General features: G+C 38.9%; 9 protein-coding genes and 1 pseudogene. All 10 read right to left on the bottom strand.

Annotated features, from left to right (window positions below):
* Positions 1-66: 66 nt before the first annotated feature.
* A complete protein-coding gene (locus ACJJVZ_RS10690; protein WP_138586418.1) occupies positions 67-471 on the bottom strand; it encodes a GNAT family N-acetyltransferase in 405 nt (134 codons plus the stop codon).
* 171 nt (positions 472-642) lie between these two features.
* On the bottom strand, positions 643-1059 hold the full coding sequence (locus tag ACJJVZ_RS10685) for a GFA family protein (protein ID WP_138586417.1): 417 nt from the start codon (positions 1057-1059) through the stop codon (positions 643-645).
* 619 nt (positions 1060-1678) lie between these two features.
* Positions 1679-1882 (bottom strand): annotated as a pseudogene (locus tag ACJJVZ_RS10680) (GNAT family N-acetyltransferase); the annotation flags it as partial.
* Between the two features lie 278 nt (positions 1883-2160).
* Entirely contained in the window at positions 2161-2529 is a 369-nt protein-coding gene (locus tag ACJJVZ_RS10675) for a GNAT family N-acetyltransferase (RefSeq protein ID WP_405600309.1), read from the bottom strand.
* 223 nt (positions 2530-2752) lie between these two features.
* Positions 2753-3190: a GNAT family N-acetyltransferase gene (locus tag ACJJVZ_RS10670; protein WP_182702782.1), complete on the bottom strand. Its 438-nt coding sequence runs from the start codon at positions 3188-3190 to the stop codon at positions 2753-2755.
* Between the two features lie 520 nt (positions 3191-3710).
* The gene (locus ACJJVZ_RS10665; protein ID WP_405600306.1) at positions 3711-6110 is read right to left on the bottom strand and encodes a glycoside hydrolase family 15 protein; all 2400 of its coding nucleotides are present in this window, start codon (positions 6108-6110) and stop codon (positions 3711-3713) included.
* Positions 6111-6120: 10 nt separating this feature from the next.
* Positions 6121-7617: an MFS transporter gene (locus tag ACJJVZ_RS10660; RefSeq protein WP_405600304.1), complete on the bottom strand. Its 1497-nt coding sequence runs from the start codon at positions 7615-7617 to the stop codon at positions 6121-6123.
* Entirely contained in the window at positions 7610-9469 is a 1860-nt protein-coding gene (locus tag ACJJVZ_RS10655; RefSeq protein ID WP_405600301.1) for an alpha-amylase family protein, read from the bottom strand. Before ACJJVZ_RS10655 ends, ACJJVZ_RS10660 begins: the two co-directional genes overlap by 8 nt.
* Before the next feature lie 93 nt (positions 9470-9562).
* Positions 9563-11407, bottom strand: a complete 1845-nt coding sequence (locus tag ACJJVZ_RS10650; protein ID WP_405600299.1) for a glycoside hydrolase family 13 protein — start codon at positions 11405-11407, stop codon at positions 9563-9565.
* Complete coding sequence (locus tag ACJJVZ_RS10645) at positions 11407-12903, bottom strand: tryptophan halogenase family protein (protein WP_405600296.1); 1497 nt, start codon at positions 12901-12903, stop codon at positions 11407-11409. Before ACJJVZ_RS10645 ends, ACJJVZ_RS10650 begins: the two co-directional genes overlap by 1 nt.
* Positions 12904-12992: the final 89 nt, after the last annotated feature.

Below are 12992 nucleotides of genomic sequence, written 5' to 3'. Positions count from 1 at the left end.
TACGAAGCCTTTGCTAGACTTTCATTTAGCCCGTTAGCACCGTAACTAATTGCTTATTACAGTTCGCTATAAAGTAAGCTTCATTTTAAAATATGGAATGTCCTGCTTATAAAAACGTACTCCGTACGGAGTCATACCAAAACGTCTATAAAAATCTAAGGCAGATTCTCTCGCGTCACACCAAAAAAGGTTAGCTTCTGTACTTTTTAATGACTGGATAATATGGCTCAACATTTTAGAACCAACACCTTGGTTTTGATAATCCGTGTCGGTTGCAAATTTACGTAAGCGTGCTTTACCCTGCGTCAAGTAAACAGAGGCAACACACACTAAATTGTCGTTTATAAAAGCACCAAAATGGCTCGCATCTTCATCACCGTCTACACGACAAAACTCAGTTGTTTCGTTGGGCCACAATACACGTTGGCGTAGTAACATTGTTTGTTCAGATGATATTTTGCATATCTGCATTTTGGTGTATTCACTCTCTAATAATTATATAAAAAATAATGATGACGCACCTCACTTTACTGTTAGAGCGTTATCCCACTTATAATAAAAAAGTAAACCTCATTAAGAATTCTGTAGTAAACGAATCAATTAGAAATTTGTAAGCTGTAATTATAAACGTTAAATGCTTTATTATATTTTAGCAGCAAAGTAAGCCATTATCTCAGCAGTGGTCATTTCTTTAGTTTCATTTGAAAAACAATAATAATTTGGTCGCATGTCACTAAAATACTGCATATCCATTTCTAAGCCTTTCAAATTAGAGAACATACCTACTGGCATGTTATATTCGCCTGTTGCTTTGAACTTATAAAACAAATGAGTGCCGCATTCAATACAGAAACCACGAGACGCCCACGATGAAGATTCGTACATTTTAACTTTATCCATTCCTTCGATTTTGACTTTAGTCCCGCATTTTACAGCAAAAAATGGGGCTCCGCCCCAAGTCCTGCAGGATTGGCAATGACACACCGTAAACTTAGGATTAATTTCCTCTGCAGTTATTTGTACCGCCCCACAAAGACAGTTTGTTTTGTACTGAGACATTAATAAGACCTTACGTAATAAATAAAATAGTGGGTGTAGCGTTAGCAAAGCAGAAGCATCTGCTACTATGTTTTAAATGAATTATATTAATAGCTTAAAATAAGTTTAGATAACGACTAAAATCAGCGATTTACTTTTGATTTTACAAACCATAACTTGGTTCCTATTTTGGTTCAATTCTTTCCTCTGTTTGTATAGGGGTATAACGGTATGTTTAGTGGGTTTTTATTTAAGTTGGAGAAATATTAACGCGTTTAAGTGGATTTTACAGCTAAACAATCTTAGTCATTCATTTCAGTATTATTCTTTGTTACTTTTATCGGCTATTTTAAACTTTAGCCATTATGATTATGTAATAGTTTTACACCAAACAATGCTTTAGTCGTTTTAATTCTATGCTTCATATTCTGATTTAATTAAAGTTAAGATAAATAAGCTGCAAGCTTAGTTCGCTCTTAGCAGATAGGACTGTATTTGAGATTTTAAAATGTCCTGTTATGCCAATGTTATTAAAAACATGATCATTCTACTGCATTAAAAATTATTCATAGTCGACTGCATGGATGCAGGAGGGTGAGCAATGCACTGAGCAATTGGCGTTACTTCCAGCTTCACTAATTTATGAATAGACCTTGTTTTGCAAATCACTTTTAACCGCTGGCCACTCAGTGTTAATTATTGAGTAAATAACCGTGTCCCTTATGCTTCCATCTTTTAAAATTTGATGATTTCGAAGAATACCATCTTGCTTTGCGCCAAGCCTTTTTATGGCATTTCTAGAAGCTTGATTAAAAGAATGTGTTCTAAACTCAACAGCTAAACCTGTATAGGTGTCGAAAAGGTGATTAGGGCCTATTTATCTTTCGAGGTTAAATTTGCAGCAGACTGTTTGGTATTTAGGCAAGGCTGAGCCTATGGTGTGTGGTTATTCCACATAAATAGGCGATTACGCAGCATAAATGCCAAACATGCGCTGCCCTTTGGGTTCTTTCTAGGGGCAATTAACTCTTTGTTGCTCGGTTTTTACTTAGCCCACTAGGTTACAAACCTCGCGCCGCGATTAAATCGCCCCTAGATTGAACAAATTTTAATCCAGAAAGGTCAACAGGCCTTAAGTAAAAGTAATTTACATTCGGTGTTAACAGGGGTTCGTCTAACCGATGATGAATACCACGTGTATCCTAACATAGCCCGTTTATTTATTTGGTCTGTATTATAAAAACGAGTCGTACCTACTATTTCATCGGAATCATTGCATTTTACCGCAAACGCTATATCACCCTTTGTTCCTGCTTTAACAGCTTCTTCGACATACCTTGCCATAGCGTCAGGCGATGGAACATTGGCAAACCACAGCTTCCAAGATTCACCATCTAAAACAGCTTGTTTTAAGCCCTCAGTGTGAGTTTTATTTAATGGTTCAAGCGTAACAAACTCACCCTTTAACTCAATACTAGATAACCATTGCATGCCACGCACCTATATAATTTATTGAAAAGCCGATACATTCTAAAAATAATGCCAACAGGCTAAATTTGATAAAAATGAGCTAAATGGATAAAAACCAAACACTCTAAAACATCATTCTATGGCCACAGGGCATTCATAAGAGGCATTTAAAAAATTTATACTATCTGGATAAGTATTTGAACAATTTAACGAACTAAATCGCCCATATTTAAGCTGTTCAGCATTATAGCTTAATGAGCGCGAGCATATCTTCACCATCAGCATCTAAGCCCACTTCTTGAAAACCAAAGCTACAGTAGAATTCTTTTGCAACTGGATTATTAGGGTTGTAGCAAATTTCAATTTCTTTTAGGTTTACGGTGCTTTTAATGGTTTCAATAGCAAGCTTTAAGGCTACTCTACCGATACCTTTGTTTTGCTGTTCTTTGTCTATCATGAAACGCCAAATAGATATTTTTATTGGTGTTTCTTGAACCCACATAAAAAAACCTACCGGTGTGTTATTATGATAAATCGCTTTACAAGTGTAGCCGTCGTTATAATGAGACTCGACGAGCGACCACATATTACACGCTACGTATTCTTCTTGCTCTTTTGAAACATCCAACTCGCAGACAGATTCATAATTTGAACTATCTACTTCTTTTAGAGATATATCCATGATCTTCCTTAACTTTAACGAGCATATAGAGTTATTCGTTCAGATGTACTTATCTAGAAACTTTAACTGAGTTGTTGTTGTGATTCAATCGATACCTTTGTTTATCGCCATTTTAAAGGCGTTTAGTCGTTGTTTTTATTGTTTTTAAAAGGAGGTTTATTAACATACAATCTATTTAAGACGTGGCTAGGGCCTGTTTATCTTTCGAGGTTAAATTTGCAGCAGACTGTTTGGTATTTAGGCAAGGCAGAGCCTATGTAGTGTGGTTATTCCCCATAAATAGGCGATAACGCAGCATAAATGCCAAACATGCGCTGCCCTTGGGTTCTGCCTAGGGGCAATTTACTCTTTGTTGCTCGGTTTTTACTTAGCCCACTAGGTTACAAACCTCACGCCGCGATTAAATCGCCCCTAGATTGAACAAATTTTAATCCACAAAGGTCAACAGGCCCTAGGCTTTAAGAACAGAAAAGCCACAGCTGCTACACTGTGGCTTTTTGCTTAAGAATATAAATAAATGCTATTTTAGCGCTTGTTTAACAACGGGGTAATGATCCCATACTTGCTTGTCACTTAATGAACGTACCAGCTTAATATATTCAGCGTGAGTCCATGCCAGCGGAGTTGCTGAATTAGTCCCTTCGCCCAGTGTATAATCTGCTTTGTTTACACCAACGCCGTCCCATACTTGCTCTGGTAACATCATGCCTTCATTGGCAAATTGCTCTAGCCCTTTAACGTAACTGTTTTTAATTTCAGCTTGTTTTACGTCATTGAATGTATTACTGGCATTGGCTGCTGCAATTTCATAATGACCACGTTCGCCTGTAAAAAATGGCCATACACGTCCGCGTTGCCCAGGTGTATTACTTCCATTTTCAGCGTAATTTGTACCGGTTATTTCATCTTCCCCATAGCCATCGTTGCCATAACGACGATAACCTGCAAATGAGCCGCTACCATCGCTAAAGTTAAAGCTGTATTTTACTTGCAGATTGTTAGCGAGTGTTTCGTCATCATATTCTGGTAGCGTTTTTACAATGCTTGGTGCAAGTGCATCACGTACTCCATAGCGTACTAACTCTAAAAAGCCACCGTCCAAAATCTGTTTTTTATTAAAACCTTCTCGGCCGTTATTTGCGTTAATTGTGGTATTCGAGTTAGCATTTTCATCTTGACCAATACGGATGAAATATTCGCCATCGGTGGCTTTTGATTTTAAATTACCTTGGGTGGTAAACATCACTTTTTCGATGTCAGCGTTATAGCTTTTTGCCGTTGCTAAATAACGTTCTGCATTTTTTATATCACCTGCCATATTCGCGATATCTGCGGCGCTAATTAAACCAGCAACAACCGCAGCGGTAGTTGATGGCGAATAGCCACTTTGCTCTTCCCAGCGCTCTTGTTGGGTTGCCGGTGGTGTGATTTGTGTATCATTCCATAAAATTTTCGCGCGTCCACCCTCGACTAAAAAGTCCGCAGCAGGTTTTAACATACGTGCGTACCAGTCTTTAAGCTCTGCATCACTAAGTACATTTGCTTGGTGTAATTTCCACGCGAGCATAATTGGCATCGCAGTTTGATCAAGCTGTACACCCACCCATTCAAGTTCGCCATCGACATGTGTTTTTTGTAAAAACCAGCCTGTATCGCCATTGTTACCTGGCGTTTTACTACTAACTTGTACTTTTTCAAGGTATTCAAATGCTGTTTTTGCCGTGGCTGTATCACCCAGTGCCATAAATGCCATGGCCACTTGGTAGAAATCTCGTACCCACACCGCTTTATAACCTGTTGAGCCTGTTTTAGCCGATACGGTTTCGCCCCACGGGTTAGACAACGAAGCAATAAGTGCGCCTGCGTGCGTTTTGTCTTCTTGTGCTTTTAATACCATTGCACTGGTATAAAGTAGCTTGCCGTTATCAGCCGTTTGCTCCGTCATTTTATTGATCGGAGTTAGGTTTTGTAGGTAATCTTGCCAACCAAATGCCGCACCTTTACCATTGTAGCTATCAAGTACACTTTGATAGCCTTTTGCTAATGTTTGGGCACCCTGCTCTGCACTTTGTTGCTCGCTACGTGCAAAGCTTAGTACTAAATCAAACGTGGTATTACTTTCAATACTACCAAGCTCAGCAAGTAGACTGACATTACCTGACTGCTCACCAGTATTGCTATAGCTGGTATTTAATGATTGTGACTTTTTGAGCTCATCCAAACCATCGCTTACACCCGTAAAGCCAACCGTTTTTGCGCCAAACTCAGTACTTGCTTGCAATGTTAAGTAGTTATCATCTTGCCAAGCCACTAAACCTTGCTCGGTAGTTTTTGCAAAATCATCAAGGCCGTTATTATTAATATATGGATTTACCACAACATAGGCTTTAACGTTTTTAAGGTCGGTATTAAACACGCTACGAACAAATAAACTTTGCCCATCAGGATCGGTAAATACGTGTTTTTCAAGAGTGAATCGACCTTGTTTATCTTTACTTACTATTTTATAAGCAAGTGATAACGGACGACCTTGATCGTCTTTGTATAAATAATCAATCGTGACATCAAGATCGTCTGCTTCGCTAACAGTAAAGTCTTTTCCTGTTACCACAAATTGCATATCTTTTATTTGCGCTTGATGAATAAGGCCAAACATAGTTTCGGTGATCATGCCTTTAGCAATTGAAAACCAGACTTTTGATACTACACCTGTTGGTGCATCATTTGTGTAATGACCATTTCGGTATTGCTCGTACGATGTACCAATCCCTGTTTTACCTGCGTATGACCAAAATGGATCGTTACCTGGTGCACCAGGCGCAGTTGTTTTAGATGTTTGTGCCTGATTTGTATTTTGAGCACCGCATGCAGTTAATCCAAGTGCTAATAATGAGATAGTAATTAGGTTATAGTTTTTCATTTTTTTACTCTTAATTAGAATTTTTAACGCGCATAACAGCAATGGCTGCTAATACAAAAGACGCAGCACCAATTAACAAAGCATAAATAGGCTGATTAGAAAACACATGGCGCAAAATAAGCCCTAAAATACTGGCTGCAAGTAGCTGTGGAATAACAATAAAAAAGTTAAATATCCCCATATAAACGCCCATTTTATTACTCGGTAATGAGTTACTTAGCATCGCATAAGGCAGTGAGAGTATAGAAGCCCACGCAAAACCAACGCCGATCATAGGAATAAGTAACATTTTAGGGTCTGTTATAAACATAAAGCTGGCAAGGCCTAATGCGCCTAGTAATAAGTTAAAACAATGCGCGCCTTTTAAGCCCATTTTTTTAACTAAGAATGGAATGCACATTGCGGCAATAGCAGCGAAGCCATTGTAGGCAGCAAATAAAATACCGACCCAATCAGCGCCATCGTTAAACGCTTTTGATGTTGTATCGCTACTACCATAATGAAAGCTTGTTACTGCCGACGTGGTATAAATCCACATTGCAAATAAGGTAAACCAACTAAAAAATTGCACCCAAGCTAATTGCTTCATCGCCGTTGGCATTGTAAATACATCTTGCACTACTTGATAAAAGCCCCCTTGGGTTTTATCAGCGCTTTTAAGTGCCGCTGCTATCCATTGCACAATACCAAAAGCTAATAAGCCACCAGCAAGTAGGTATAACTCTTTTTCAAGCGATAAGCCCATTACTAATGCAAGGGTCGCTAAACCAAGCACCACAAAAATAATGGCACCTTTATTAAAGTTAATATCTACTAATGCGATGTTAGTCGGTTTGGCAGTTTGCTTTTCAAATTTAGCTAATTGCTCAGGGGTGTATTCTTTAGTTTTTGCAACAGTCCACAACACGGCGGCTAGTAAAACAACGCCGCCCCAGTAAAACGAGTACTTAACTGAATCGGGTATTTCACCAATGGCTGCGGTGTTACTCACATCAAACCAATTGGTCATCATCCATGGCAGTGCTGATGCTAAAACTGCACCAATACCAATAAAAAAACTTTGCAAACCATACCCTGTCGCACGTTGCTTTTCAGGCAAGTTATCGCCTACAAGCGCTCTAAATGGCTCCATTGTGACATTGATAGACGCATCCATAATCCACAACATACCAGCGGCAATCCACAATGTTGGCGAATGTGGCATAATAAACAATGCAATGGTTGTTAATATTGCGCCCATAAAGAAAAATGGACGACGACGACCAAAACGACACCACGTTTTATCGCTCCAATAACCAATAATAGGTTGAACGATTAAACCGGTTAGTGGCGCTGCTACCCACAAAATAGGAATATCATCCACTTGTGCGCCAAGGGTTTGAAAAATACGGCTCACATTACCGTTTTGCAGAGCAAAACCAAATTGAATACCTAAAAAACCAAAGCACATATTCCATATTTGCCAAAAACTTAGGTTTGGTTTATTGCTGTCATAATTATTATTCATTTTTTGCCTTATTCGTTAATACCGCGCTACTAAGTGGACCTAAAGTGAGGGTGAATGAAGCGCCATTCGCATTTTTTGATACTAAAATACCGTTATTATTTTCAAGTGAATCGTGTAAAGCATCCGCTATATCTACTTTACTTGTTTGATTTTTCTTTAAAGTAACCGTTATGGCTTGCGCTTGTTCACTAAAATTACTAACAACAAAAATTGATTGATTACCTAACGAACGTGAAAAACCCACCACAGCTTCACTGCCAACCACGTTTAGCGGATGCATATCGCCGCCAACAACCGCAGGCATATCATTAAGGGCCATAATTGATTTGTAATATTGACGAAGATTGACCTGTTCAATAGTAAGGTTAGCGCCATCAAATTTGCCATTGTTCATCCATGCTTGATGCGCTGGTACGCCAATGTAATCAAAAATACTGGTGCGGGTTGGTGAGCCAAAACCTGCATTTTCAGAGCCATCTTCCCCTACATCTTGGCCAAAATATAATAAGGTGGGTGCACGGCTAATCAGGTTTGAAACCACCATGGCTGGTTTACCCCACACAGCTTTACCTGCAAAGTCTGGGCTTGCGATACGTTGTTCGTCGTGATTTTCTAAAAAGTGCAGCATGTGCTGTTCAATATCAGTAACCTGTTGCTGCGCATCAAAAATAGTGTTTGCAGGTTGCTTGCTTTGCATAATTGCTTTTAAGGTATCGTAAAAACCGACTTTATCGTATAAATAGTCCATTTTACCTTGATGGATATAAGCACGGTACATTTGTGGGTTGTAAACTTCGGCAAGTAAAAATGCATCAGGTTTTTGCATTTTTATTGATGAGTTTAAAAAACTCCAAAATTCAACTGGCACCATTTCGGCCATGTCATACCTAAAACCATCAACGCCTTTATCAAGCCAGTAAAGGGTGATATCTCTGAATTTATACCAACTATTAGGTAACTCTTTATTTTGCCAAAAAGCAAAATGGGCGCGGTAATCTTGGTTTTCTAACTCTTTGGGCAATGTAGGAAAATCATAACTCCCATCGGGCTTTACTCCGTAGTTAACTTTAACTGTTTCGTACCAATCGTTCATATCTGGTTTTGGAGAACGAGCACCATTACCTGTCCATTTGGCGGGTGTTTCGTCAAAAAAACCATCTGCTAATGGATGATTGTTACCACCTAATACCTGATAAGTCGCCGATGCAGGCACTTGAAAAGACTGCCCTGGTACATAGTAAAAGTTATTGTTTTTATCGTACGCTTTGCTGGTGTCGTCTTGCTCACCAAAGTCTTTGACACCTTTAGGTTTGGCAACAGAGTGATAATTACGTGCCACATGATTAGGCACGATATCAATAACCACTTTCATACCGTGGCTGTGAGTGCGCTCAATTAACGCACTAAATTCATCGAGTCTTCTGGCTACATTAATGGCTAAATCAGGGTTTACATCATAATAATCTTTTATTGCGTACGGCGAACCTGCTCGTCCCTTTACAACATCAGGGTCGTCTTGCTTTATACCGTACTCGGTGTAATCTCCAACGAGAGCATGATGTAATACGCCGGTATACCAAACGTGCGTTGTTCCCAGCTCCTTTATACCTTTGAGAGCGGCATCATTAAAGTCGGCAAACTTACCTACGCCATTTTGCTCTATCGTTCCCCAAGGCGTGTTTGTAGTATGCGTATTACCAAATAAGCGCGTAAAAACTTGATAAACAACAGGCTTAGTTAATTCATTTTGCTTTTGTGCAATAACCTGCGTTTGCGTAACTTCATCATCTGCACATGCATTTATAAAAAGCGCACTGCAAAGCAGTACAGGTGCATACATTGTTTTTTTCATTATGTGTGTCATTTCTATGTCAGTGATAGCTTTATACTAAAGATAACAACAGCCGCCATACAGTAGCTGCATACGTATTCAGGAGCTAATTCATTATTTGTTAATAACTAATACGGTTGCGCTCATGGGTTTTAGTGTGAGTTTACTTTTAAGCATATGCGTTTCATTGCTTAGTATGTCTTTAGCTCTTGTATTATGTGGTAAAACTTCTTTCATATAATCAAGTTCTTGGTTAATGGTTTGAGCATTTTTATTTAAAAACACTAAAACTGTTTGCTCATCGCTAAGTCGTGCATAACTATACACGCCATTTTTTGGGCTAAAGTGAGTTAATTTACCGTTAGTGAGCGCTGGGCTGGTTTTTCTAAAATGAAGTAAAGCAGACATCATTGTGTGCATGCTGTGTTGATCAGCTGTTAAGTCCTCACCTGTAAATGCATTTGCCTGTTGGTGTTCAAATCCACCGGGGAAATCAATGCGTATATCTCCGTGATCTTTACTTGGGGTGTTATCGAGTAGAACTTCAGTGCCGTAGTAGATTTGTGGGATACCCCGTGTCGTCAATAACATGGTCATTGCCATTTTTGTTTTGGCTAAATCTTGTTCAAGTTCAGTGTAAACACGGCTCATATCATGGTTATCAGCAAATACCATAATGTTGTCTGTATCAGGGTAAAGAAAGTCATTGGCCAACGATTGGTATACTTTAACCCAGCCTGTACTCCAGCTTTCTTCTTCATTTAGCGCCTGAATTAACGCCTCTTGTAATGAAAAATCCATAATGCTCGGTAAGCTTGACGTATAGCCGTCTTGATTCACCTTTTTGCGCTGCCAATATGACGCGATAGCGGGGTTTGAGGTCCATTCTTCACCAACAATATTAAAGTGTGGGTATTCATCCATAATGGCCTTTGTCCACGCTGTTAAAAATGCTTTATCTGAATAAGAATAAGTGTCTACACGAATCCCGCTTAAATCAGCATATTCGATCCACCACAGCGCATTTTGAATTAAATACTCGCTCAAAAGTGGCTGACGCTGATTTAAATCTGGCATGCTGGCTACAAACCAGCCATCGTTAAATTGACGTTTATCGTACTCGCTTGCGTGTGGATCTTGAATTGTTTGGCGGGCATGGCTTGTCGCATTTTTACCATTTTTAAATTCACCATTAAAATTGATCCAATCTTTGCTCGGTTTATCCTTCATCCATTTATGCTCAGCACCAAAGTGATTAAGCACCATATCCATAACAAGACCAATCCCCTGGTCTTTGGCCTTTATTGAAAGCGATTTATAAAGTGAGTTAGAACCCATGCGTGGGTCTACGTTATAAAAATCAGTAATAGCATAACCGTGATAAGAGTAATCAGGCATGTTATTTTCAAGCACCGGCGTTAACCACAACTGTGTAATACCTAAATCTTTTAAATAAGGCAATGCATTAATAACACCTTGAATATCACCGCCATGACGCCCTCCTTTAAATGTTGGATTTACTTTCTCCAACATACCGCTCACGGTGTCATTTTGTTTATCGCCATTTACAAAACGGTCAGGGTTAATTAAGTACACTGTATCTTTGCTGCTAAAACCTTCTCGCTCAGCACTATTTTTTGTTCTCTCAAGTAAAGAAAAACTAAAATTATTATTATCACTGCTGTTAAATTTTAATGTTCCAGCTTGGGCTGTATCGCTAATGGTTACATGTAAAAATACGTAATTAGGGTTTTCGGTGCGCGTCGCATTGGTTAGCTCAACCCCTTGATAAGGTAAAAGCATAAATTCGGTGTTTGTAATGTTTTGTTCATGCAACATCAGCGTAATTGTGTTTTTTTTCATGCCCACCCACCAGTTAGCAGGCTCAACGCTCAGTGCATAAGATATGCTTGGTATAGTACATAAACAGAGTAAGAGTACTTGCTGTATAAATCGCATTATGACGCCCTTTTAATACTGGCTAAAAATTCTTTATGAGTAGGCAGTTTTTCAACTGTCGAATTTATTAGTGTTTTTAAACTAATAAACAAATCACTTAACTGCTCATTCGTTAACGAGTCAACAATTGTGCTGTAATCATCAGGCATCAAACCTTGCCCAATCATCACTTGTTGCCATGCTATTTCGGCAAATAGCTCATCGTCTTCGCGCATAACCTTGCCTGTTTGCTTAAATAAATTAAGTTTATGATTCAGTGAATCCGGTATGTCCATTTGCATGCATTGACGCCAAAACGCGGAGTCTTCTCGCTCAGTAAGTTTGTAATGCAAAATAATAAAATCACGAATATGCTCTATTTCAATCACGCTTTGTTTATTAAACTCGCTTGCTAACGCATCGCTAATGCCGTGGTGCGGAAATAATTTAATCAGCCGCGTAACTGCGCTTTGAATTAAATGAATGCTTGTCGATTCCAATGGCTCTAAAAAGCCACTTGATAGACCAACCGCGACTACATTTTTATGCCATTGTTTTATGCGTCGCCCTGTTTTGAATTTAATGAATCGTGGCTCTGTTATTGGATCTGCGGGTAAGTTATTAAGTAACAACGTCTTTGCGTCTTCATCAGATAAATAACGACTACAATAAACCAAGCCGTTGCCTATTCGACTTTGTAGCGGAATTTGCCATTGCCAACCGGCACTGTGCGCAATTGATTGCGTATAAGGTTTTAATTCATCGTTTGATTTTGTTTGTACTGCAATGGCACTGTCGCATGGTAAATAATGAGACCAATCTACAAATCCAGTATTGAGTGTTTTCTCGATAAGCAACGCGCGCAACCCCGTGCAATCTATAAATAAATCACCATTGATTTGCTTATTATCATCGAGTATGAGTGTTTCTACATTACCCGTTGTTAAGCATTGCGTTACTTCGCTAATTTTGGCATCAATGTGTTTTACACCGCGCGATATTGCCAGCTTTTTTAAATATTCAGCGTAAAGTGTGGCGTCAAAATGATAAGCGTAACTTAGCCCTGGTAGTTGGGTATTAGGAATTGTATTTAAAGGCGCAAATTTATGTTGTTTAGCAGCTTGGTAATTAAGTGAAAAATCCCATAACTCGTCTTCACAACCTGTAATGTGCCCTTTCAACCAAAAATTATAAAAGTCACAGAACGGGAAGTCTTTTCCAATCGAGCCAAACGCATGCATATATCTGTGCGTTGGTGCTTTCCAGTTTTCGAATTCAATACCGAGTTTAATTGTTGCGTTAGTTTCGTTGATAAACTCTTTTTCGTTAATGCCTAATGCGTTATTAAGTTGAATAATAGGCGGTATGGTTGCTTCGCCCACTCCCACGGTGCCAATAGATGATGACTCTATTAATGTGATATTAATTACTTTACCTAACACTTTATTTAGCAGTGCTGCAGTGATCCAACCTGCGGTGCCACCGCCTGCAATCACGACGTGTTTTATTGGTTTCATCTTATTATCCACGTTTTATTAAATCAAAGTATGATTAAAAAGTTAGGTAAACTAGCTATAAAAAAGCCCTTGTAAAACAAATTACAAGG

The sequence above is a fragment of the Pseudoalteromonas sp. Ld19 genome (assembly GCF_045064135.1).
Classification (GTDB): Bacteria; Pseudomonadota; Gammaproteobacteria; order Enterobacterales; family Alteromonadaceae; genus Pseudoalteromonas; species Pseudoalteromonas aliena.
Note: the sequence above shows the minus strand (reverse complement) of the source record. Positions and strands in the feature narration are given on the sequence as shown.

Bases quoted from the DNA above. Each gene is read 5' to 3' on its own strand.
- ACJJVZ_RS10690 (WP_138586418.1), bottom strand. From the start codon at position 471: ATGCAGATATGCAAAATATCATCTGAACAAACAATGTTACTACGCCAA.
- ACJJVZ_RS10685 (WP_138586417.1), bottom strand. From the start codon at position 1,059: ATGTCTCAGTACAAAACAAACTGTCTTTGTGGGGCGGTACAAATAACT.
- ACJJVZ_RS10675 (WP_405600309.1), bottom strand. From the start codon at position 2,529: ATGCAATGGTTATCTAGTATTGAGTTAAAGGGTGAGTTTGTTACGCTT.
- ACJJVZ_RS10670 (WP_182702782.1), bottom strand. From the start codon at position 3,190: ATGGATATATCTCTAAAAGAAGTAGATAGTTCAAATTATGAATCTGTC.
- ACJJVZ_RS10665 (WP_405600306.1), bottom strand. From the start codon at position 6,110: ATGAAAAACTATAACCTAATTACTATCTCATTATTAGCACTTGGATTA.
- ACJJVZ_RS10660 (WP_405600304.1), bottom strand. From the start codon at position 7,617: ATGAATAATAATTATGACAGCAATAAACCAAACCTAAGTTTTTGGCAA.
- ACJJVZ_RS10655 (WP_405600301.1), bottom strand. From the start codon at position 9,469: ATGAAAAAAACAATGTATGCACCTGTACTGCTTTGCAGTGCGCTTTTT.
- ACJJVZ_RS10650 (WP_405600299.1), bottom strand. From the start codon at position 11,407: ATGCGATTTATACAGCAAGTACTCTTACTCTGTTTATGTACTATACCA.
- ACJJVZ_RS10645 (WP_405600296.1), bottom strand. From the start codon at position 12,903: ATGAAACCAATAAAACACGTCGTGATTGCAGGCGGTGGCACCGCAGGT.